This window comes from Streptantibioticus rubrisoli (assembly GCF_024436055.1).
Taxonomy (GTDB): Bacteria; Actinomycetota; Actinomycetes; order Streptomycetales; family Streptomycetaceae; genus Streptantibioticus_A; species Streptantibioticus_A rubrisoli.
This window is the reverse complement of the sequence record NZ_JANFNH010000011.1, coordinates 31555-54347: the sequence shown is the minus strand read 5'-3', so window position 1 is coordinate 54347 and position 22793 is coordinate 31555. Positions and strand designations below refer to the sequence as shown.

The window sequence follows — 22793 nt, the reverse complement described above, 5'->3', positions numbered from 1 at the left end:
GTGGAGCACACGCCCGGCGGCTGGCCGGTTGTCCCGCTCGCTTTGACCGGGGCGAATGCGACCGTGGGCACGGTCGCTACCGCGTCGCTGGCCGGGGGCCCGATCGCTGCGATCGTGGCTACGACCGGGGCGGTGGTTCTCGGAACGTTTGCCGCCACCCGCAAGCGCAAGCCCAACGCGCGCCGCGAAGCCCGCCGGGCCACGGCGCGTGCCGCTGGCCGTGCGGCTGCCCGCAGTGCGGGCCTGCGCCGCAGCGGCACAGGGGCAACGGGAGGCCGTTCGCCTGTCTCTCGTGCTGGTCGCTTCAGCGGCCGGTCGAGCAGCGTGCCGGGCCAACGCCGCCGCGGCACCGGCCCGGCGGCCCGCCACGGCAGCACCTCCACCAGCGGGAAGACCCGCAATAAGGCTGGTCAGACTGGCCGGGGCGTACTGGGCCGTACCGGCCGGGTCGGGCAGATAAAGGCGCTGCGAGCCGCGCAGCAGGCCGCGGCCGGGTCCCGCGCTGGTAAGCGGGCGCAGACCACTGCGGCCCGCCGCGCGGTCGCCGACGCCCGCCGCAAAGCGGCGACTGGCGGCAGCCGGTTGGGCAAGCGCGAGAACGGCCGGGGCCGCCTGCTGGGCGGTGCCGCCCGCAAGGCCCGTGCCGCACGGGATGCGGCGATCGCCAAGAACCGCGCCAAACGCGACGCCAAGACCGGTGCCACGGTGGCCGCGCAGCGGGCAGCAGTCCGCAAGGCCCCCGCGCGCAAGGCGGCCCGGAAGGCGCTGCGCCGGTCTGCGGCCCGTTTCCACGGCCGTCGCCTGCTCGCCGCCCTGCTCGCGCTGCCGATCGGCCTGCTCGGCTGCCTGACCACGCCGATCGGGCGCAAGTTCGGCATCCCGTGGCTGATGTACCCCGGCCGCCGCCTGTATCGGCGTCTGGTGCGCACGGCTGCCGAGCAGCGCGCGGAGCGGGACGAGGCCACCCGCAAGGACCTGCGCGAGCAGGAGTCCGCAGCAGACGCGGAGGCCGCCAAGGACGGATCGCAGGGGCCGGGTCAAGGCGTCGAGCGCGCGGCCGTCGAGGTCCCCACCAGCACTCCACCCGAGGTGAGTGAAGGAGAGCACGTGTCCGGATTCCAGTTTGAAGAGGCCGCATCCGAGATGGAGCAGGCCGCCAACTCCTACGAGCCCGAGAACGCCATGGAGATCCTGGCCATGGTCGAAGGGCTGCCCGCCGCGCTGACCAGCGTGGCGAACGTAATGAAGACCCTCGCCGAGCGCTCCGACAGCGAGTTCCCGCTGGAGAAGGAGATCGCCGACGGGTTCAACGACATCTTCGGCGCCCTGATGAGCGCCGTCGCCGTCGCGGAGGACATGGGCCCGCTGTTTCGGCAGGTACACGCCCAGGACATCGCCCGCCACGAGGACCCCCGCAACGGCCCCGACGCCGAGAAGGGATGGAACGTCTGAAATGACCAGCACTGCCACCGCCAACAACAACAGCAGTGGCCCGGTGCTGGACTGGGCCGCCGGTCACGGACCCGTGACCGGCGCCCTGTCCGCCACCACCGGAGCCTTCGCCGTCGCCACCACCGGCGCAGCAACCGGCATGCCCCCAGGCTGGGCCCTGGCCGTCGGCGCCGCGGGCGCCATCGGCCACACCGTCGCCGGGCTGCGGGTACGCAACGCCGGACGCACCCTGGCCACCCGCGCCGCCTCCTGGCTCGTCGGGGCCGGGTGGACTACCTGGGCCATCACCCACGGACCGCTGACCTGGGCCGCGCTCGGATCGCTGGCCACCATCGGCGTCGGCATCGGCGCCGCCGCCCGCTCCACGGCTCTGTATGAGGAGGCCCGTGAGGAGGAGGCGATCGCCGCCCAGCAGCGGCAGATCGCGCGGGAGTTGTCCGCGGAGCGCCGGGCGATCGCCGCGGAATGGGTGGAGCGGATCCAGCGGATCTGCAACATCACCGTACGGGTGCTGGCTGTGGAGAAGTGGCAGACCGGAACGGGGTACTCCTTGGACCTGGAACCGCAGGGCGGTATCACCTACGACCGCATCGCCCAGTACTCCGTGGCCCTGTCCGCGGATGCCAAACTCCCCCACGGCTGCACCGCCACCGCCTCCCCCGGCATCCACCAGGGCCGGGCCATTCTGGACGTGACCACCGTCAACGTCCTGAAGGAAGACTGTTTCTACCCTGACGACTACGGGCCCTTGTCGGTGCTGACCGGCATCCCGTGGGGCGTGCGCACCAACGGGGACATCGTGCGCGCTTACCTGCGCGAACAGTGCGCCCTGGTCGTCGGTCCGACCGGCTCGGGCAAGACGAATCTGGTGCACGAGATCCTGGCGGGATTCGCCCGCGCCGAGGACATGCTGACCTGGGTCATCGACTTGAACGCCGGATCCGCCGGGCTGCCCTGGGTCCTCCCGGCCCTGAACGGCGAGATCGAGCGGGAGGACGGCAAGCCCGTTCGGCCCGGCATCGACTGGCTGGCCGCTTCCCATGAGGAGGCCATGCTGATGCTCGATACGGCGCTGGCCATCGGGCTGCACCGCAAGAAGGCCTACCAGGGTTTGCTGGCCGAGAAGAACACCGACCTGCTCCCGATCAGCGCCAAGATTCCTCAGATCCTGTTGGTCATCGATGAGGGCGCGGAGATCCTGACCAGCACCGACCGGCAGATGAAGCAGCTCGCCGCGAAGATCCTGGAAGTCATCCGCATGCTGCGCGCCATGGGCATCCGCACCATCCTGACCGCCCTCGGTGCGACCGGCAGCGTGCTGGGCAACCTGATGATCCGCCGCGAAGCCAAAGTCCGCGTCGCCCTCACCGGCGGCGAGACCGAGGGCATGGACCTGGGCAAGATGTTCCCCGGCCGCCGCGGGCTACGAGTGGACCAAGCCCCGTACAAGGGAGCCGGGTTCATGGGCACGCCAGAGTCCCCCGCCGCCCTGTTCAAAGCGTGGCGGATCCTGCCCAACCAGATCCGGGACATCGTGGCCGCCACCTCCACCCGTCACCCGACGCTGGACGCCGTCTCCGCGCAGGCTGCTGGGGACGCCTACGCCCAGCGCTGGGATGCCGACCGCATCGCGTGGATGCGCGACGCTCACCCCGTCGAGCAACCACCGCAGAGCCCCAGCAAGGACGCTGACCCGCACCCGTCCATCGGTGGCGGACTGAACCTGCGGGCCCTACGCGACCAAGAGACCGACGACCAGGCCGACCAACTCGCCCGGCGGTTCATGCGCGAGATCGACGAACGGTTCGGCACCACCCCCGAACCAGACCGCGACAACGACCCCAGCGACAACATGCCGGGGCTGAACCTCTCCGCGCTGCGGGGTGAGCAGGACAGCCCCGCCCAACAGGCCGCGCTCGCGCTGCTGCTCGCCGCCGGACGTGAGGGCACCGGAGCATCCGCCATCGCCCGCGCCTTGGCAGACCAGTACGGCACAACCCGTCAGACGGTCGTCGGCTGGCTCAAGGCATGGGTCAAGGACGGCACCGCCGTCCGTGTAGGGGAGGGCACCAAAGCCCGCTACGTCCACCGCCAGCACGCCCCCGATCAACCCCCCGAGGGCTGATCACTTCTCGCTTGTCGCCCCGTTCCGAACACAAGCCGTTGCGGCGGCCCTGGGGCTCGAAAACGGCTTGTGACCTGGGAGGCGACAGGCGACAAGACAAGACAAGCGACAAGCTCTCACGACAAGCCAGACGACAAGCCAGGCGACAAGCACGGCGCGGGCCGCTCCCCAACGCGGGGTGCGGCCCGCCGCGTTGAAAGGACCCCGTTGTGCACCCCACCCCGGGCGAGAGCACCCCCGACTCGAGTCACCCCTACGCGCGGATGAGCGACGCCGAAGTCAACGCCGAAGCCCGCCGGATCATCGCCGACGCCTACCGGCCCGTGACACACACGCCGACGTCCTACCGGGACACCGCCCCCTTGCCCGCCTACGGCACCACCCCGCCGGTTCCCCAGCCCGACCGCCGGATGGTGCCCGCCTGGGCCGCGGGCACCGCCGTCGCGAGCATCGGTACCGGCGCCGCGTTTGTCGGCGTCGGCTGCGGGATCTGGCTCGCCTGCCAGGGATTCGCCGCCGTGACGTTGACCAGCGTCCTGTTCGTCACCCTCCCGATCGCGGCCGTGGCCGCGGTCGCCGCAGCGATCGGATCCGCCCTGCGGGCCCTCAAGACCGCCCACACCGAAACCCACCACCACTACGCCGGACCGGTCCGGCAGGAAACCAACACGATCACCGCCCCCGCGTACGGGCTGATCGCTCGCAACCGCAACGAACTCCACCGCTGACAACGACCAGGGCGGCCCCCTCTCGCGAAAGACCGGGCCGCCCTTGTCCACCTGCCATCAACTGACCTGTGGAGGTCTCCCAGCATGACGCAACCGACCGACATTCGGGGAGAGCACCTGCGGACCGCTCTTTCCCTGGCAGCCTCCGGCGTGCCGGTGCTGCCGCTACGGGCCGGGAAGGTGCCGTTCGGCAACTGCCGGGCCTGCGCTAACAACGCCTGCGGCGGCCGACCCAACATGAAGGACGCCGGGCGCTGCGCCTGCCCCGCCCCCTGCCACGCATGGGCCGCCGCAACCACCGACCCGGGCGTCATCCGCTCCGGCGTCTGGCGCCGCGCATGGGTACGGGCGACCGCGGTCGCCTACCACCCCGGCGGGGCGTGGCTGACGGTCGTGGACCTGGACAACGCCGAGGCGATTACGTGGGCGCGCGAGAACCTGCCAGCCACGCAGACCGTGCCCACCACCCGCGGGGAGCACTGGATCTACCGCGGGGCCATGCGGTCGGCCAACAAGGTTCGGCCGGGCGTGGATATCAAATCGCTGATGTCGTATGCCCGTTGGCTCGGACCCGGCACCGGCACCATGACCGCCTTGCCGGATACCGTCCGCGCCCTCGTCGTGAAGGAGCCCCCCACCGTCCAGCCCGCACCGCAGGCCATCGCCGTGCCCGCAGGGGCCGAGGCAGGGGCGTGCCGTCACCGCACGCCCGCGTACCTGGAGCGTGGCATCGCCATGGCAGAGCAGCGCATCGCCGAAGCCGACAGCGCGATCCACAACACCGTCTACAGCACCTTCCTCGCTGTGCTGTCCGTCCATGGCCGGTGCGGCTGCCTCACCGAGGCCCACGTCGCGCGACTGTTCACCGCCGCCCAGGCCAAGGGGGAGTCGCCCCGGCACTGCACGGACGCCTGGGCCAACGCCCGTAACCGCTTGGGACTGTAGCCATGTCCGACGACGAGAAGACCCCGGCCCGCGAGGTCATCACCGACTACGCCCGGGCCCACTTCCGGTACTTCCGCACCGCCGACGGGACCGTGTACGCGCAGAGGAACGGCCACCCCGTGGCCCGCCCGATGCGCTCCCAGGGCACGACGGGCAGCCACCGCCAGGAACTCATGGTCGGCCTGTTCAAGGACGGGTGCGGCGTGTTCAACGGGACCGCGCTCAAGGAGGCGTTGGACTTGATCGAAGCACTCGCGCTGACCGAGGACGTGCAGTCTGTCCACATCCGCGTCGCGCCCGGATTCGACGGCGCGACCTGGCTGGACCTGGGCCGCGACGACGGGCAGTCCGTCCGCATCCATCCCACCGGCTGGGACATTGCCATCCCCGACCCGCGCGAGGTGTGCTGGCGGCGCACCCAGCTCACCGGAGAACTGCCCCTGCCGACCAAGGACACCAACGGCAAGGGCATCGACCTCCTGCTCAGGCTGTGCAACTTCGCCAACGCGGAGACCGAATGCCTGGCCATCGCCTGGCTGATCGGCTGCCTCGAACCGTCGGTGCCCGTTCCCGCGCCGTTCCTCACCGGGCCGCAGGGCGCGGGCAAGTCCACCGGCGGGCGCATGCTCGTGCGGATCGTGGAGGGCATGAGCGGCGACCTGCGCCGCGCCCCGAGAGACGAGGAGAACCTGATCGCGGCGGTAGCGGCCGGGTGGGTCACCGCCCTGGACAACCTCTCCCACATGACCCCGGACCTGTCCGACGCGATGTGCTGCATCGTCACCGGCGCCGAGAACGTCAAGCGTGCTCTGTGGACCGATGGGGACGTGTTCCGCGTCGGCTACCGCCGCCCTTTGCTGCTAACCGGCATCGATGTCGGCGTCATCCGCCCCGACCTCGCGGAACGGCTCCTGCCGCTGCGTCTGGAGCGACCGAAAGTCCGGCGCACCGAGGCGGAGTTGTGGGCCGAGTACGCGGAGGTTCTGCCTGTCGTTCTCGGGTCTCTCCTGGACCTCACGGTCAAGGTCCGTGGGGCGGAGGCAGAAACGCCTACTGATCTGCGGATGGCGGACTTCGCCCACCTGTGCGCGCAGCTCGACGCCGCTACCGGACTCGGAGCGCTCACCGCCTACCGGGCCAGTCTGGACGACCTGAACGACGACGTGATCGAGGGCGACCTGCTCGCGCAGACCGTCCTCAGGCACGCCGACACCCTCGCCCCAGGCGCGGACCAGCGGATGACGTCCACCGAGTGGCTGCACCTCCTCAGCAGCCTCTACAGCAGCGACGAGCTGCGGCCTTTGCCCAAGGGGTGGCCGACCACGGGCAAGGTCCTCTCCGACCGGCTCAAGCGCCTACAGCCCACCCTGGCCGCCCGTGGCGTCCTCATCGACTGGGGGCGCACCAGCGCAGGCCGCTACCTCGAAATGACTCGCCTGGCCACCCCGCCCCCACACGAGCAGAAGCGGCTGCTCTGACCCGCGATCCGCACGCTCGCCCGGACAAGCAAGAAGAGCACCACCGCCCGGGCGTGCTCCTCTTGCAGTTCGGCGCAACGCGCCGCCCCAAGGACGCGCCGCGCAGCGGCTCCTTCTTCACGCTGTAAGGCACGCACTACAACAGACACCACCCCCTCTTTTGTCCTAAGAGGAAAGACGCTGCGTCATCTGCGTCACGCAGGACGAAAAACGGCCCCTGACCTGCGGCGAAAGGCATGACGCAGACTCCGGCCTCTGCGTCATCCTGCGTCATCTGCGTCACCCCATGACGCAACCCATGACGCGCCGCTGACGCACCCCTAAACCATCGCGTCACACAAAACCGCAGGTCAGAAGCAGAAATGACGCTGCTGACGCAATGACGCAGAAATCCACACCTCGGACAGACGCGGGCACCCGCCCCGAGAACAACCCGACTAGCACGGCCCGCCGCGCCCGCGCGCGGCGGCATCTATCCGCCACAAACCGCTATTCGCCCCAAACACAAGCCGTTTGACCAGCAATGTTGCGGCGTGGCGGATGTTGCGGATTCCCCAGAAGGCCCGAGACGAGGAGTCGTAACGATGGCTCGCCCGAAGATGCTCAAGCTCTCCGAAGTCCTCGAAGAGATCGACATGAGCCGCGCCGCCTTCTACCGCATGCGCGCCCGCGGCCAAGCCCCACGTCTCCAGAAGCTCCCGAACGGCCAACTCCGCGTCAGCCGCGCCGACCTCGACGCCTGGTGGGAGCGCTGCAAGCAGCGCGCCGCGTAAATCCGATCGCTTCACTGGGGCCCGCGCTGAGCGCGGGCCCCTCGTTCTGCTTGGAGAGACATGCTCACGTACGACGTCGACATCTGGTCCATCCGCAAGCGCTCCGGACGCCCGAAGCCGTGGGAGCTCCGCTGGAGGGTTGGCGAGCGGCCCCACTCCCGCAGTTTCAAGCTCAAGCCGCAGGCGGACGGGCGCCGGGCAGAGTTGATGGCAGCTCTTCGCGACCACCAGCAATTCGACGAGGAGACCGGCCTTCCCGCAGGTGAGTTGATGGCGCGCACTTCCCCTTCCTGGTACGAGCACGCCACGGGGTACGTGCTCATGAAGTGGCCGCGTGCCGCCGCCAAGCACCGGGCAAGCATCGCGGAATCGCTCGCCGTCGTCACTCCTACGCTCGTCACCAGCAGGCGCGGAGAGCCCCGCCCGGCAGTGATGCGTGCCGCGCTGTATCAGTGGGCGTTCCGGGCGGTTCGCAGTCCGGAGGGGGTCTGGGTGTCGCGGCACGTCGTCGAGGAGCCGCCCGCCGAGATCCGCTCCGCACTGGAGTGGATTGCCGCTCGTTCGCTCAAGGTCAAGGACTTGGATGACCCTTCGCTTCTGCGTCCCGCCCTGGAAGCCATCTCGCTCCGGCTGGACGGGAGCAAGGCGGCAGAGAACACGACCCGACGCAAGCGCATGGTGCTGAGCAACGTGCTGCGCTACACAGTCGAGGAAAGGGGCCTGCTGGCGGCGAACCCTTTGCCGCGTGTGGACTGGACGCCAGCGGAGAGCGACGACGAGATTGATTTCCGGTACGTGCCAGGCCCGGACGTTGCGCGTGCCTTGCTTGGGGCCGTTCGCGACTCCGGGCCACGCGGCAAGCACTTGCACGCATTCTTCGCATGCCTGTACTACGCGGCTATGCGGCCGAGCGAAGTTGTCGCACTCAAGGAATCAGACTGCACTCTGCCGCCCAACTCGCCTGATTCTGTGCAGAAATGGGGCGAACTACTGCTCGGCGAGAGTCGCCCAGAGGTTGGCGGGGGCTGGACAGACGACGGCATGTCGTACGAGACGCGCGGTCTCAAGCGCCGTAAGCGCGGCGCGACGCGGACCCTGCCCATCCCGCCTGTTTTGGTTCATCTACTCCGTGAGCACATTGCCCAATACGGCACAGCCGACGACGGCCGACTGTTCCGGGCGGCGCGGGGTGGGCGGGTGGCGTCCACGGAGTATTGCGCCGTCTGGGAGAAAGCTCGCAAAGCCGTGCTCTCTCGCCGCGAGGTCTCGTCCGCGCTCGCGGCGGTGCCGTACTCCCTGCGGCATGCGGGGGTCTCCCTCTGGATCAAGTCGGGGGTAGACCCTGCGGAGGTCGCGGCCCGGGCCGGGCACAGCATCGCCGTGCTCTACCGCTTCTACGCCAAGATCCTCAAGGGTGGGCAGCAGCACTCCAACAACCTGATCGCCCGCGCGCTTGGTGAGGGGGACCAGCCCTGACGCTGGCCCACAGATGGCCCATACGCACTGGTCAGACCTGGGATACGCGCGAGAAAAGGTGAGACAGGCCTGCACGCGAAAGGGGTGCTCCGATGACCGGGCACCCCTTCCGACCAGCAACTAAGCTGACCTGCGCGGAGAGTGTGGGATTTGAACCCACGGTGACATCGCTGCCACGACGGTTTTCAAGACCGTTCCCTTAGGCCGCTCGGGCAACTCTCCCCCGCGTCGTCTGGGCGACGCGAGGGACAGCCTAGCCGGTTCGGGGGGATCTTGTCGGTCAGCTGTCGCCCTTGCGTTCGCCCAGGGTGACCGTGGTGGTGTGGGTGGAGCCGTCGCGCTGGTAGGTGACCTGGACCTTGTCACCGGGGCGGTGCTGCCAGATCGTGCCGATCAGGGTCGGGCCGCTGTCGATCATGGTGTCGTCCAGCTTGGTGATCACGTCGCCCGCCTTGAGGCCCGCCTTGTCGCCCGGGCCGCCCGGGGTGACCGCGGAGCCGCCGCCCGCGCCGTTGTCGGAGATCTGGGCGCCCTGGCCGTTGTAGTTCATGTTCACGGACAGGCCCATCACCGCGTACACCGGCTGACCGGTCTTGATCAGGGTGTCGGCGACGTACTTCGCCTCGTTGATCGGGATGGCGAAGCCCAGACCGATGCTGCCCGCCTGCGACGAGCCGCCGAACATGTTCCCGCCGCCGTTGTTGGCCGACTGGATGGCGGAGTTGACGCCGATGACCGCGCCGTTGGCGTTGAGCAGCGGGCCGCCGGAGTTGCCGGGGTTGATGGAGGCGTCGGTCTGCAGGGCGCTCATGTAGGAGGCGGTCGAGCCCTGACCGTCGCTGGAGGCGACCGGGCGGTTCTTGGCGCTGACGATGCCCGTGGTGACCGTGCCCGACAGGCCGAAGGGCGCACCGATGGCGATGGTCGAGTCACCGACCTGGGCCTGGTTGGAGTCGCCCAGCGGCAGCGGGGTCAGCTTGGCGTCGCCCGCGTTCTTGAGCTTGATCACGGCGATGTCGTAGCCCTGGGCTCGGCCGACCACCTCGGCGTCGTACGTCTTGCCGTTGGAGAAGGTGACGGTCAGCTTGCCGCCGCCCGCGGCGGGGGCGACCACGTGGTTGTTGGTGAGGATGTGGCCCTGCGTGTCGTAGACGAAGCCGGTGCCGGTGCCGCTCTCCTGGCTGCCGCTGGCGTTGATCGTCACCACGCTGGGGAGCGCCCTGTTGGCTATTCCGGCCACCGAGTTGGGCGGCCGGTTGAGCGCCTTGGGGTCGACGGCGGACGACACCGTGGTCGAGCCGCCCCCGGCGCGGTCGGCCGCCCAGTAGCCGATGCCACCGCCGACACCACCCGCGACCAGCGCGGCCACGATGACGGCGGCGATCAGACCGCCCGCGCCACGGCGCTTCGGCTCGGGCGCGGGGCTCAGCGCGTACGAACCGTACGGGTCCTGAGGGCCGTTCGGCGACTCCTGCCCAAGCGGCTGCTGCCCAAGCGGCTGCTGCCCGAGCGGGGGCTGGCCCGGCGGCGGAGCGGGCTGGCCGGGGGTGGAGAAGGCCGACGGCGTTACCGGAGGCGGCGTGGTGGGGTACGTCGGGGGGACGGTGGGCATCTGCGCGGTGTCGCGGGGCTGCTCCGAGACGCCCGGCTCGCCCTCCATGGGCCAGCCGCCACCGTCCTGCCCGGAGGCGGGGAGGCCGCCCTCGTTCTCGGTGCTCACAGCTGTATCTCCTCGAAGGTGCGCGATGGGACGCGATGCGGACTGATGGGATGACTGTGCCGTAGCACAGTGTTTCGCATGGGCCGTCGGACCACGGTAAGCAGCCACCGCCCAGGCGGCCACCGTCCTTTATAAGCGGCGAAACGGCCATCTCTTATGAAGCGGACAACTCCGGTCAATCGGACTCTGTCACCAGACGATGGCACGATAACCTCGTGACCCACGCGTACCAGGCCGGAGATGCCCAGCCCGGCCCGAAGGCCATTCAAGTCGTCGCTCACCGCGGCGCGTCGGAAGACGCCCCCGAACACACCCTCGCCGCCTACCGCAAGGCGATCGAGGACGGCGCCGACGCGCTGGAGTGCGACGTACGGCTCACCGCCGACGGCCACCTGGTCTGTGTGCACGATCGCCGCGTCAACCGTACGTCCAACGGGCGCGGTGCGGTCTCCGCGCTGGAGCTGGCCGACCTGACGGCACTGGACTTCGGGTCGTGGAAGGACCCGTACGAGTCGCCCGACTGGGAGAGTTGGACGCCCGATCCGCTGGAGCGCAGTTCGGTGCTCACCCTGGAGCGGCTGCTGGAACTCGTGGTCAGCGCGGAGCGGCGCGTCGAGTTGGCGATCGAGACCAAGCATCCGACGCGCTGGGCGGGCCAGGTCGAGCAGCGGTTGCTGGAACTGCTGAGCCGCTTCGACCTGTTGCGTCCGGTGGACGGCCGCTCGCAGGTACGCGTGATGAGTTTCTCGGCACGCTCGCTGCGCCGGGTCCAGACCGTCGCGCCGGAACTGCCCACGGTATTCCTGATGAGTTACGTACTGCCGAGATACCGCGACGGACGGCTGCCCGCCGGGACCCGGATCGCCGGCCCCGGCATCCGCATCCTGCGCGCCAACCCCGGATATGTGGCGCGATTGCATCGGGCCGGACATCGGGTTCACGTCTGGACGGTGGACGATCCCGCGGACGTGGAGCTGTGCGTTCGCCTGGGAGTTGACGCCATCATCACCAATCGACCCAGACGAGTACTGGAACAACTCGGGCGATAAACCTAGGAACCAGACAAGATTCGGTGATAGCTGGATCACTTCGGCACCTGCCCCACACGCGGAGTACACCGGCGCGTTCGGACCGTGTTCGACCACCAAGAGTGCGCCAAGGAATGGTGAATGGACTGTTTCCGGTCCAGTCCTTTGGGGCATCCAATCCGTGGCGTGGGGTGAAGGAGGTAGCGGGGGTGGCGTTGGTGGCAGCCCGAGAGGTAACGGCATCCTCGACAATGGCCCTGCCTCATGGTCCGGCGGGGGTCGGTGCGGCACGTCGGCGACTGCGTGAGGAACTGTCGGTGTGCCAGACCCCGGACGCGGTGGTGGACGACGCGGTACTGGTCCTGTCGGAGCTGCTGAGCAACGCCTGTCGGCACGGCCGCCCGATCAACGGTGACGGCGAGGGCGTACGCGAGTCCGGCATCCGCGCGGCCTGGCGGCTGGACGCGGACGGACTGTTGACCCTGGAGGTGACCGACGGCGGCGGGCCCACCCGGCCCAAGCCGTCCAGCCCCTCCTTGACCGCGCGCGGCGGCCGGGGGCTCGGCATCGTCGGCGCGCTGTCCCTCGACTGGGGCGTCAGGGACGGGCCGGGCGAGATGACGGTGTGGGCGGTGCTACCGGTGCACGGTCGGCACATCAGGCGCGATGCCGTGGGTACCCGGATGACGGTGCCCGCGGGGCTGGGCGACCTCGGCGGCCTCTTCGACGAACTCGGGTGACGGCAGCCGGGTTTCTTCCCTGGTGGACACGTCCGGTGCGGCAACGTACGCGGCGCGTAGGGCATTAGGCTCGCGCGGGAAACGTACACCGCACGTGGGAGACACCCAGCCATGGCCAAGAAGCGCCCGCTCACCAAGGACCGCAAGCCCTCCGCACCGCTACCGGAGGGGGAGGTCCCGGTCGTCGGTGCCCGGGAGGCCTGCCCGTGCGGTTCCGGCCGCCGGTACAAGGCCTGCCACGGGCGGGCGGCGGCGCATGCGGTGACCGAGCTGGTGCAGCGGCCGTTCGAGGGCCTGCCCGGTGAGTGCGACTGGGTGGCGCTGCGCGAGCTGGTCCCGGCCGCCACCGCGGAGTTGACGCTCAAGGGCGGGCTGCCGCAGGGCGTGCCGTCGGTGACGTTGGCCACCGTGCTGCCGATGGCCTGGCCCGCGCTGCGCCGCGAGGACGGCACCGTCATGCTGGGCCTGCAGAACGACACCGCGTCCGGTGACATCAGCCGCGATCTGGCCGACACGCTGAGCCGCGCGCTGGAGACCGAGCCCGGCAACCAGGTCGAGGCGCGCCGCCCGGACCCGTCCGCCCCGCGGTTGCAGGACCTGCTCGATCTGACGGCGCCGTTCACCCCTGCCGTGCAGACCGGCTTCGAGTTCTGGCTGGGCGGCCCGGAGGAGGCGGCGAAGGCCACGGGTGAGGTCGCCGCGTCCCTGGAGCGGGCGAACGAGGCGGCGCTACCGACCGTGCGGCTGACCGGAGTTGAGGCCGCGTACTGGTGCGAGACGCCGGAGAAGAACCACCTGCGCTGGGTGATGCCGCATCCGGAGGAGAAACTGTTGGACGCGCTGGCGCGGCTGCACGCGGCGGGCGCCTCCTCGTTGGGCGAGGGGACCCGGCTGGTGGGCTCGTTCCGGGCGCACGGCCTGGTGGTGCCGGTGTGGGACCTGCCGGTGTCGGTACGGGCGCAGGACGTCGAGCAGCCCGCGGCGGCGTTCGGCGAGCGGCTCGGCGAGGCGCTCGCCTCGGACGCGCCGCTGACCGCGCAGGAGCGCAGGGCGCGCAACGGTCTGGCGAACCGGCAGATCACATTGAGTTGAACGGCGGTGGATCGCCAACGGTTCAAGCATTGACCAGTGCGTGATCGGCACGTGATTACGGCGTGATCCCTGTCACAACTCCCCGTAGGGGCCGGTAGACAGGGGTTCCGATCTCGGCACACGAATTTGCGAACGGGCGATCTCTTGTTACCGTTAATTACAGCCCGGTCGCTGGTGCATCCCCCGTCGCCAGCGACCGGGCCTTTCCATGTCCGAACGCACCGACGGCTCAGCCCGGCGGACTCCTGGTTCGGACCAGCGGCTATTGGCCGGGGTCACGGCCGTCATCGCTGCCCGCGTGCAGCAGCACCCGGTCGCCTTCCGGCGCCGCGAACTCCGCCACCGCCTGGTACGGCAGCGCGTCCTGGCCCGCGGTCACGGTGGGGTCGTGCGGCGTCTCGCACACCCGGGGATCGGCCGCGGCGGCCACCGGGCAGTGCACCACGACGGTTCGCTGGTCGGGTCGCAGGAGGGTGAGTACGGCGGCGAGCGGACCGCCGGTCATATTCCGGTAGTAGGTGCGGCCCCAGGTGTCGTGGCCGTCGGTGAGCACACAGGTCTGGGCTTCCACCGCGTTCCGGGAAGTGAGTTGGGGACCGCAGTTGGCAGATGCGGAAGATTGCCCTCCGATATTCGGCCGCGCACTGGATGTGCCCACTCCGGGAATTGACGGAAGGTCCAGCCCGGACTCGCCGAGCAGACCGGCCGCTTGCGAAGGTGAATCCTTCGGCTTGTCGTCAGTGGATTTCCCCGAACCGGTCGGATCGGCGGCGTCCTTGGCGGCGTTCCGGGTCGCGTCGCCGATCAGTCCGGTCGATTTCACCGGTGCCTTTCCGTGCCCGGCCGGTCCCGCCGTGGCGGCGGCCAGCGGCAGTGCCACGGCGAGGGCGGCGACGCTTGCCAGGGCGATCATGCGCAGATTCGACGCGCGCTCCATGGGGACCACCTGCGGTGCGGGGGGGACGGCTTCGGTGCGCCGAACATATCGGGCGGAACGGGGCTGTTCCGGTGGCCGCGCGCGGTACAACCCGCTATGGGCGGCCTCTCACACCCGAAAGAGTGAACCCCGGCTCAGTACGCGAGACGGCTACCGTCGGGCGCGGACGATCCCGCCTCGACCAGTGTGTCGACGATGACCGAGATATCCGGCAGCCACGGCGCGCCGCCCCCCGGTCCCGGCTGCGGCGCCCGCTCCCAGCCCACCCGACCGGCGCCGGTACGCGAGGGCGGCAGCACCACGTAGCCGCCGGGCCCGTGGTAGCGCAGCGAGGAGGGCACCCAGTCGTGCCGGTACAGCAGTTCGCCGAGTTCCTCCATGGAGTACGGGGCGACCAGCAGCGCGGTGCGGGTCGGCGTCGCGACGACGGGACCGAGCCGCACCCCCATCGCGTCGAGCGTCGCCAGCGCCTTGACCCCGGCGCTGGCGGGCAGGCTGACCGCCGACACCGGGCGGCCGGTGGCCAGCAGCACGGGGGCGTCCGGGCGTTTGGTCCACCACCAGCCGACCATCCGCGGATCCGTGGTCGCGGCGAGCAACTCGGGGTCGTGCGGATGGGCACCGGGCACCGCGCAGTCCACCCGCGCGCAGCCGCAGGCCCGCACCGCACCGCCACGGGACGCACCGCGCCGTTCGTCGGCCGGTAGTGCGCATCCGACGCCGGGCAGCACCGGCCAGTGCCATCGCTCGGCGTAGGTGAGCGCCGCGGCGCGCGGTGTCGCCCGCTCCCGCTTGGACCACTTGGACCACATGAACCCGCGTCGCCTTCCGAGGATCTCGCGCATCTGCGCTCGTTCCTTTCCCGTAAACGCTCCAGGATCTGCCCGTTACCAACCCGAACCGCGTCTCCCCCGTGAGGGCAGCACACCGCGTACGAGGCAGCGCATCACGCCGTCGGCCGAGCGTGAAACATGGCGAGGGGTGGCGCTCACATGGCGCTTCGCTTGCCGCACTGGCAAAAGTCCCGACGCCGGTGTCGCCTGCCGACAGCCCCTCTGCTCGCAACGCCTCTGTTGTCGCAACCCCTTGTACAGGGGTTCGTCAGCCGTCGTCGTGTAGGACGCGCGGGCCGGGTCGCGGGTTCCTGCCTGATCGGATCGATCGGCGGCCCTGCCCGTGTCCCATCACGTACGTACCCGCCGACGCGGATATGACGCACTGTTGGACATGCTGGTGATTGGCACTGATTGGCGTCAGTCGATCGCGAATTGACTTAGCCAACGGCTATTTTAAGTCAACCTCTCACCATGAGCCGCTTCCGTGCCCCCTCGGAGACACCTACGCGGCCACCTGCGCAATCCTGGACATGCCCTCATCCATGCGTGTACAAGGGAGGTATTGATAGCGGCGCAGCATGACATGGGGGTTTGCGATGCTATTGACAGAAAAGGGCAGTTGGACTGCCGAGGCAATCACCACTTCCAAATGCCCGCAAAGCGGTAGAAATCCGGGCAACCTCCGCTGCGACCGGATTCACTCCGGAAGCCCCCGACCATGAGTGCAGCCCGCGTCCCGAAAGTGGCCGGAATCGATCCTCCCACTACTGACCTCACCGAAAATCCGGCCAGCATGGCCGACCCACCTCCCGCCGAAGCCGCCGCCAGCACCCCGTCAGCGCCGTCCGCCGAAGCCCCGCAGAACCCGTCCGCGACCAGCGGAACGTCTTCCGCCGCAGCGCACCCCGCACCCCGCACCGGCCGCAGCGCACCCCCCGCGGCCGACGAACTCGCCGACGCCTTCCGGTCGATCGACCAACTCGCCGCCCTCCAGGACCGCATGGCCTCCTGGATCTCCGACCTCACCACGCTGCACGAGCTGACCGAGGAGCTGGCCAGAACCGCCACCCTCGACGCCACCCTCCAGGAACTGCTGCGCACCGGCGCCGGATTGGTCGGCGCCCGCCGCGGCCTGGCGGTGCTCGAACCGGCGGACGGTCTCGGCCCGCACCGGTCCATCGGCTACCGGCTGCCGCGCGCCGACCTCGGCACCATGGAGACGGTGCCGCGCGGCGAGGCCGCCTTCGGCCGCCTGCTGGACGGCCCGGTGGTCGGCTGCGCCGACGGCCTGGTGGAGGTGCTGCACACCGACCTGGCCCGAGAGCCCGACCTCGACCGGCGCCATCGCGAGGTCGCCCGGCAGCTCGGCTTCGGCGCCAGCTACGGACTGCGGCTGGCGACCGCCGCCAGCGGCCGCATCGGCGCCGTCGTCTGGCTCTACGACGAACCGGCCGAACCCACCGACCGCCAGCGGCACTTGGCCGCGCTGTACGTGCGGTACGCGGCCGAACTGGTCGCCCGGCAGATCGACCGCGCCAGGGCGCACGACGCCCTCGCGGTGGTGCGCGAGGAACTGCTGCCCAGCAGGCTGCCCCGGGTGCCCGGGGTGCGGATGGCGGTGCGGCACCGGACCGGGCCGGGTGGCGGCGGTGACTGGTACGACGCGTTGCCGCTGCCGGAGGCGGCGCTCGGGCTCGCGGTCGGCTCGGTCACCGGGTCGGGGCCGAGCGCGGTGGCCGCGATGGGACGGCTGCGGGCGTCACTGCGGGCGTACGCGGTGATGGAGGGCGAGGATCCGGTCGCGGTGCTGTCCGACCTGGAGCTGCTGTTGCGGGTGACGGAACCGGCCCGGTCGGCGACCGCGCTGTTCACCTACGTGGAGCCCGGGACGCGCAAGCTGCTGCTGGCCGGGGCCGGGCACTGTCCGCCGCTGATCGCCGGCGAGCGGCGCGCCGAGTACGTGGAGACCTCGCTGTCCGCACCGCTGGGCATGCTCAGCTGCTGGGAGGCGCCCAGCGTGGAGTTCGAGGTGGAGCGCGGCGAGACCCTGCTGCTGTACACCGACGGGCTGCTGCACCGGATGGGCCAGCCGGTGGACCGGGCGTTCGCGCTGCTGCACGCGGCGGCGGCGGACGCGCCCAGGGCCGCCCGGGAGGACCCGGAACTGCTCGCCGACCACGTGCTGCGGGTCTGCCTGCCGGACGAGCCCGGAGCGCCGGGCGAGGATGACATCGTGCTGCTGGCGGCCCGGTTCGACGACTGAGCGGCACCGCCGAGGGCTCGCTGACGCGGGCGCGACAGATGTTGTCCACAGGGCGGCGCAAGTGTTGTCCACAGGCCGCTCTGCGCGCGTCCGCACGCGCTTACGATGGCATTCGTCCTAGTGCGAGGAGGCATGACGTGGCCGAGGAGCGCGCCCCGGAGAACCCCGAAGGCGAGACCCCAACCGATCGTTCCGCTGACGCGGCGGGGATCAAGCAGCGGAAGAACGGCCTGTACCCGGCCGTCTCCGATGAGCTGGCCGAGTTGATGAAGTCCGGCTGGGCCGACACCGAGCTGCGCGACCTGCGGCCGATCGACCAGGCCCGGTACGCGGCCGAGCGCCGCGCCGCACTGTCCGCGCGCTTCCCCGGCGAGCGGCTGGTGATCCCCGCGGGCAACCTGAAGACCCGCTCCAACGACACCGAGTACTCCTTCCGCGCCTCGTCGGAGTACGTGCACCTGACCGGCGACCAGAGCGAGGACGCCGTGCTGGTGCTGGACCCCACTGAGGACGGGCACACCGCGACCGTCTATCTGCTGCCCCGGTCCAACCGGGAGAACGGCGAGTTCTGGCTGGACGGCCAGGGCGAGTTGTGGGTCGGCCGCCGGCACAGCCTGGCCGAGGCCGAGCGGCTGCTGGGGCTGCCCACCCGCGATGTGCGCAAGACCGCCGAGGAGCTGACCGCCGCAGCCCCGGCCCCGACGCGCGTCGTCCGCGGCTATGACGCGGCCCTTGAGCAGGCGCTCACCGACGTGCTGGACGCCGAGCGGGACGGGGAGCTCAAGGAGTTCCTCAGTGAGCTGCGGCTGGTCAAGGACGAGTGGGAGATCGGCCAGCTGCAGCGGGCGGTGGACTCCACCGTGCGCGGCTTCGAGGACGTGGTGAAGGTCCTCGACAAGGCCGAGGCCACCTCGGAGCGGTACATCGAGGGCACGTTCTTCCTGCGCGCCCGGGTCGAGGGCAACGACGTGGGCTACGGCAGCATCTGCGCGGCCGGTCCGCACGCCACCACCCTGCACTGGGTGCGCAACGACGGCCCGGTGCGCTCCGGCGACCTGCTGCTGCTGGACGCGGGCGTGGAGACCACCACCCTCTACACCGCCGACGTCACCCGCACGCTGCCGGTCTCCGGTACGTACACCGAGCTCCAGCGCAAGATCTACGACGCGGTGTACGAGGCCCAGGAGGCGGGCATCGCCGCCGTCCGCCCGGGCGCCAAGTACCGGGACTTCCATGACGCGGCGCAGCGCGTGCTGGCCGAGAAGCTGGTCGAGTGGGGCATCGTCGAGGGGCCGGTCGAGCGGGTCCTGGAGCTGGGCCTGCAGCGCCGCTGGACGCTGCACGGCACCGGCCACATGCTCGGCCTCGACGTGCACGACTGCGCCCAGGCCCGCACCGAGACCTATGTCGACGGCACGCTGGAGCCGGGCATGGTGCTCACCGTGGAGCCCGGGCTGTACTTCCAGGCCGACGACCAGTTGGTACCGCGGGAGTACCGCGGCATAGGCGTGCGGATCGAGGACGACATCCTGGTCACCGAGGACGGCAACCGCAATCTGTCGGCGGCGCTGCCCCGGCGAGCGGACGAAGTCGAGGCGTGGATGCGGGAGTTGCGCGGCTGAGGCCCGACGGCCCGGCGATCGCGGTGTGGGGCGCGCGCCCCACACCGCGGTCCACACGCTCTGGTCAGCGGATCCGTCCGGCTCGATGGCGGCGGTTCATGACGCCTTCAGCAGCGAGTCCTCTCGCCACTTGAGGACCTTGTCGAAGCTGACGACGGCGCCGTGCCCGGGGCGGTTGTGGAAGTGGACGTGGTCCACCAGCGATTCGATCAGGAACAGCCCGCGGCCGTGCTCCGCCTGATGGGATCTGCGGCCCAGCGGGCGCACGGTGCGCCGGATGCGGCCGAGGGGGAAGCCGGGCCCCGAGTCGGTGACCTCGATCCGGCAGCGGTCGCCCTCGATATGGGCGGTGACCTGGTATCCGCTGTTCGATCCCGCGCCACCCGCGTGCTCCACGGCGTTGGCGCACGCCTCGGAGAGCGCCACCGACAGGTCGTAGGAGATGTCCGGATCGACACCCGCGGTCTCCATCGTGCCCAACAGGAGCCGACGGGCGAGCGGAACGCTCGCAGCTTCGCGCCGCAAATGGAGTGACCACCAGATGCTCATGCTCCAGCCTCCTGGCCGCGGCTCGATGTACGGATACGTATTGCCGGGAAAGTCGACCGGTAAGCGTGGTGTTGACGTGATGCCGCTCATTCGGCGGACGGACAGAACAGGCATAGCGGAGTAATACCGATACGTTTCGCGCACCACCCCGAGCCGGGCACCCTGCTGTTCGAGCTGACCGGGGCGGGTGGGATGATGGCGCCGCCATGACTGCCCCCGTGCGCGCCGGCGCTGATCTGAGACTGCTGAGGGCCGCGGTGTTCGCCGCGGTCTGCGTCACGCTGTCCGCGGCCGGGCACGCGATGGCGTCCGGGGGCGGCATTCCGCTGTGGGCGCTGCTTGCCGGGTGGGTCGGGGTGCTCGCGGTGGCGGCACCGCTGGCGGGACGGGAGCGATCGCTGCCCGCCATCGCGGCGGCCATGCTGGGCGGACAGCTCGCGCTGCACGCCCTGTTCAGCACCGGGCAGTGGTGCGCCGAACCGGTGACCGGCACCCGGTCGGACCGGATCATGGCGCTCGCCGGGCATCTGCTCTGCAACGACCAGTTGCTGCGGCTCACGCCGGCCAGTGCCGAACACCTGCTGCGGCAGGCCCATATCGACCCGTCGACCGCTCCCACCCTCCCTCAAAAAATGCCCGGTATGACCGGGATGCCGGGAATGCCGGTCGGGTACGGCTGTCTGTCGTACTCGTTGCCGATGCTCTGCGGCCACCTGGCCGCCGCGCTGGTCACCGGATGGCTGCTGCGCCGCGGTGAGGCCGCGCTGTGGCGGCTGGTCCAACTCTCCGGCCATGGCGTGCGGCAGGCCGCCGCACTGCTGCCGCTGCGCGCCGCGCTGTTCGCGGTCCGCACCCTGGCGCTGGTCGCCGGGCTGCTCGCCGAGCGGCTGACCGGCGTACGGCGGCGCCGTACGGCGTACGACTGCGGCCATCCGGAGTCGGTGCTCCTTCAGCATTCGGTGATTCGCCGGGGTCCGCCCGCGGTGGCCCTCGCGGCCTGAGGCGACCCTCCCCTACCCGGATCGGCGGAACACGCCCGTCGGCGTACGTACCGGGGTCGCGGCCGCATGCGCGTCACCCTGAAGATCGCCTTCCGCCTCCGTGGAGTTCCATCACCATGACCAGCTCACACAAGCGCGCCGTCAACCGTCTCGCCACCGTCGGCGCCGCCGCGGGCGCCTCCGTACTGCTGCTCGCCGCACCGGCCTTCGCGCACGTCACCGTCACCCCCAAGAGCGCCGTCAAGGGCAGCTACAGCACGGTGGAGTTCAAGGTCCCCAACGAGGAGGACAACGCCAACACCGTCAAGGTCGAGGTCAACCTGCCCACCGACCACCCGCTCGCCTCGGTGCAGACCGAGCCGGTGCCGGGCTGGACCGCCACGGTCACCAAGACCAAGCTCGCCAAGCCGATCAGCACCGACGACGGCCAGGTCACCGAGGCCGTCACCAAGATCACCTGGTCTGGCGGCCAGATCAAGCCCGGTGAGTTCCAGCGCTTCCCGGTGGCGTTGGGCCCGCTGCCGACCGACGTTGGCACGCTGAGCTTCAAGGCGCTCCAGACCTACGACAACAACCAGGTCGTGCGCTGGATCGACACCTCGACGCCGGGCGGTGCCGAGCCCGCGCACCCGGCGCCGACCATCACCTTGACCGACGCCAAGAGCGGTACCGACGCCCAGAACGCCGCGCGGACCACCGCGGCCAAGTCGTCCGGCGACAGCGACGACACCGCCCGCGTGCTGGGTGTCGTCGGCATCCTGCTCGGCGCCGCCGGTGTCGGCTACGGCGTGTTCGCCGGTCGCCGCCGCGGTGACGGCTCCGCCGCCTGACCCTGCCTCCGTACGGCCGCCCCGGTCCGTCGAGCGCGGACCGGGGCCCACTCCCCGGGAACCCCTGAATGCGCACACCCAACCACCGCGACCGCACGGTCGCCCTCGCCGCGGCGCTCGCGGCGGCCGCCGCGCTGACCCTGACCGCGTGCGGCGGCTCCACCGACGACAAGCCGGTCGCCTCCGTCTCCGCCTCCGCCACCAGCGGCGGCGCACTGCCGCTCACCCCGCCGATGACCAAGCCGAACCTGGTGCTCACCGACACCCACGGCCAGAAGTTCGACTTCGCCAAGGAGACCGCGGGCAAGCCGGTGCTGCTGTACTTCGGCTACACGCACTGCCCGGACGTCTGCCCGCTGATCATGTCCGACATCGGCAACGCCAAGCGCAAGCTACCCAAGGACGAACAGGACAAGATCCAGGTCATCTTCGTCACCACCGACCCCGACCGGGACACCCCGCAGCGCCTCGCCAGCTGGCTGCCCGGCCAGGGTCAGGGCTTCATCGGGCTGACCGGCAGCTTCGACGCCATCCAGGCGGGCGCCAAGTCGCTCGGCATAACGGTCGAGAAGCCGGTCAGGCAGCAGGACGGCAGCTACACCGTCACCCACAGCGCCGAGGTCCTGGCGTTCTCCCCCAAGGACGACAAGGCGCACTACGCGTACACCGACAGCGCGGACTCGGCCACCTACCAGCGGGACATCCCCAAGCTGATCAAGGGTGAGGACCTGTGAGGCGGCTCGCGGCGGCCACGGCCGCGCTCGCGATCGGCGCCATGGCGCTCACCGGATGTGGATCCCCCGGTTCCGGCCACAACGACGCAGACGCCAGGCCCGAGTTGAAGGTCAGCGGCGGTTACGTACCCCAGCCCGCGATGGACGACATGGCGGCGGGCTACTTCACGGTGACCAACACCGGCGGCGCCGATGACCAACTCACCGGCGTGACAAGCGATGTGGCCTCCGACGTCACCATGCACCGCACCGAGTCGAACATGATGCAGGAGGTCAAGTCCTTCACCGTGCCCGCGCACGGCAGGCTCGTGCTCAGCACCGGGGGCAACCACCTGATGCTGATGGGCATGCGGAAGAAGCCGACGGTGGGCGGGAAGGTGTCGTTCACCCTGCGCTTCGCCAAGTCGGCGCCGATCACGGTGACCGTCCCGGTGGAACCGGCCACCTACCGGCCGAAGGGCTGA

20 protein-coding genes and 1 tRNA gene are annotated in these 22793 nt (G+C 70.3%); 16 read left to right on the top strand and 5 right to left on the bottom strand.

Going from position 1 to position 22793, the window contains the following annotated elements:
- Positions 1-324: 324 nt before the first annotated feature.
- The 7 genes from NON19_RS13370 (at position 325) to NON19_RS13340 (ending at position 8977) form a co-directional block, all read left to right on the top strand.
- Positions 325-1452 (top strand): hypothetical protein, encoded by a 1128-nt coding sequence (locus NON19_RS13370; protein WP_255927681.1) that lies wholly within the window; start codon positions 325-327, stop codon positions 1450-1452.
- Position 1453: 1 nt separating this feature from the next.
- Entirely contained in the window at positions 1454-3577 is a 2124-nt protein-coding gene (locus tag NON19_RS13365; RefSeq protein ID WP_255927679.1) for a hypothetical protein, read from the top strand.
- Between the two features lie 209 nt (positions 3578-3786).
- Positions 3787-4305, top strand: a complete 519-nt coding sequence (locus NON19_RS13360) for a hypothetical protein (RefSeq protein WP_255927677.1) — start codon at positions 3787-3789, stop codon at positions 4303-4305.
- An 84-nt stretch (positions 4306-4389) separates the two neighbouring features.
- Positions 4390-5250: a bifunctional DNA primase/polymerase gene (locus tag NON19_RS13355; RefSeq protein ID WP_255927675.1), complete on the top strand. Its 861-nt coding sequence runs from the start codon at positions 4390-4392 to the stop codon at positions 5248-5250.
- A 2-nt stretch (positions 5251-5252) separates the two neighbouring features.
- On the top strand, positions 5253-6728 hold the full coding sequence (locus tag NON19_RS13350; protein ID WP_255927673.1) for an AICE element replication initiation protein: 1476 nt from the start codon (positions 5253-5255) through the stop codon (positions 6726-6728).
- A 584-nt stretch (positions 6729-7312) separates the two neighbouring features.
- Entirely contained in the window at positions 7313-7501 is a 189-nt protein-coding gene (locus NON19_RS13345) for a helix-turn-helix transcriptional regulator (RefSeq protein WP_255927671.1), read from the top strand.
- A gap of 60 nt (positions 7502-7561) precedes the next feature.
- The gene (locus NON19_RS13340; protein ID WP_255927669.1) at positions 7562-8977 is read left to right on the top strand and encodes a tyrosine-type recombinase/integrase; all 1416 of its coding nucleotides are present in this window, start codon (positions 7562-7564) and stop codon (positions 8975-8977) included.
- 135 nt (positions 8978-9112) lie between these two features.
- On the opposite strand, the gene NON19_RS13335 is transcribed toward NON19_RS13340, so the two are convergent.
- Together NON19_RS13335 and NON19_RS13330 are read right to left on the bottom strand one after the other, a co-directional pair.
- Positions 9113-9199: transfer RNA gene (locus NON19_RS13335), tRNA-Ser, on the bottom strand.
- A gap of 58 nt (positions 9200-9257) precedes the next feature.
- Complete coding sequence (locus tag NON19_RS13330; RefSeq protein WP_255927667.1) at positions 9258-10697, bottom strand: S1C family serine protease; 1440 nt, start codon at positions 10695-10697, stop codon at positions 9258-9260.
- A 215-nt stretch (positions 10698-10912) separates the two neighbouring features.
- On the opposite strand from NON19_RS13330, the gene NON19_RS13325 reads away from it, so the two are divergent.
- The 3 genes from NON19_RS13325 to NON19_RS13315 all read left to right on the top strand — a co-directional run bounded on the left by NON19_RS13325 (position 10913) and on the right by NON19_RS13315 (position 13557).
- Positions 10913-11746 carry a glycerophosphodiester phosphodiesterase gene (locus NON19_RS13325; protein WP_255927665.1) on the top strand — a complete coding sequence of 278 codons (834 nt, stop codon included), beginning with the start codon at positions 10913-10915 and terminating at the stop codon, positions 11744-11746.
- Between the two features lie 230 nt (positions 11747-11976).
- On the top strand, positions 11977-12465 hold the full coding sequence (locus NON19_RS13320) for an ATP-binding protein (RefSeq protein WP_372514124.1): 489 nt from the start codon (positions 11977-11979) through the stop codon (positions 12463-12465).
- Between the two features lie 111 nt (positions 12466-12576).
- Complete coding sequence (locus NON19_RS13315; RefSeq protein WP_255927661.1) at positions 12577-13557, top strand: DUF5926 family protein; 981 nt, start codon at positions 12577-12579, stop codon at positions 13555-13557.
- A gap of 262 nt (positions 13558-13819) precedes the next feature.
- Here the strand turns inward: NON19_RS13315 and NON19_RS13310 are convergent, their stop codons facing one another.
- Positions 13820-14494, bottom strand: coding sequence for a hypothetical protein (locus tag NON19_RS13310; RefSeq protein ID WP_255927660.1), 675 nt, complete (start codon positions 14492-14494; stop codon positions 13820-13822).
- Between the two features lie 134 nt (positions 14495-14628).
- Positions 14629-15339 (bottom strand): bifunctional DNA primase/polymerase, encoded by a 711-nt coding sequence (locus tag NON19_RS13305; RefSeq protein WP_255927659.1) that lies wholly within the window; start codon positions 15337-15339, stop codon positions 14629-14631.
- Positions 15340-16123: 784 nt separating this feature from the next.
- Between NON19_RS13305 and NON19_RS13300 the strand changes: the two genes are divergently transcribed.
- Both NON19_RS13300 and NON19_RS13295 read left to right on the top strand, forming a co-directional pair.
- Complete coding sequence (locus NON19_RS13300) at positions 16124-17593, top strand: PP2C family protein-serine/threonine phosphatase (RefSeq protein ID WP_372514123.1); 1470 nt, start codon at positions 16124-16126, stop codon at positions 17591-17593.
- Positions 17594-17730: 137 nt separating this feature from the next.
- Positions 17731-19215, top strand: coding sequence for an aminopeptidase P family protein (locus tag NON19_RS13295; protein ID WP_255927656.1), 1485 nt, complete (start codon positions 17731-17733; stop codon positions 19213-19215).
- A gap of 96 nt (positions 19216-19311) precedes the next feature.
- Here the strand turns inward: NON19_RS13295 and NON19_RS13290 are convergent, their stop codons facing one another.
- A complete protein-coding gene (locus NON19_RS13290) occupies positions 19312-19764 on the bottom strand; it encodes an ATP-binding protein (protein WP_255927655.1) in 453 nt (150 codons plus the stop codon).
- Between the two features lie 206 nt (positions 19765-19970).
- Here NON19_RS13290 and NON19_RS13285 point away from each other — a divergent pair, with 206 nt between their 5' ends.
- The 4 genes from NON19_RS13285 to NON19_RS13270 all read left to right on the top strand — a co-directional run bounded on the left by NON19_RS13285 (position 19971) and on the right by NON19_RS13270 (position 22793).
- Complete coding sequence (locus NON19_RS13285) at positions 19971-20765, top strand: hypothetical protein (RefSeq protein WP_255927654.1); 795 nt, start codon at positions 19971-19973, stop codon at positions 20763-20765.
- 116 nt (positions 20766-20881) lie between these two features.
- On the top strand, positions 20882-21595 hold the full coding sequence (locus NON19_RS13280; RefSeq protein ID WP_255927651.1) for a YcnI family copper-binding membrane protein: 714 nt from the start codon (positions 20882-20884) through the stop codon (positions 21593-21595).
- Between the two features lie 68 nt (positions 21596-21663).
- Entirely contained in the window at positions 21664-22329 is a 666-nt protein-coding gene (locus NON19_RS13275) for an SCO family protein (protein ID WP_255927649.1), read from the top strand.
- Positions 22326-22793, top strand: a complete 468-nt coding sequence (locus NON19_RS13270; RefSeq protein ID WP_308213686.1) for a copper chaperone PCu(A)C — start codon at positions 22326-22328, stop codon at positions 22791-22793. Before NON19_RS13275 ends, NON19_RS13270 begins: the two co-directional genes overlap by 4 nt.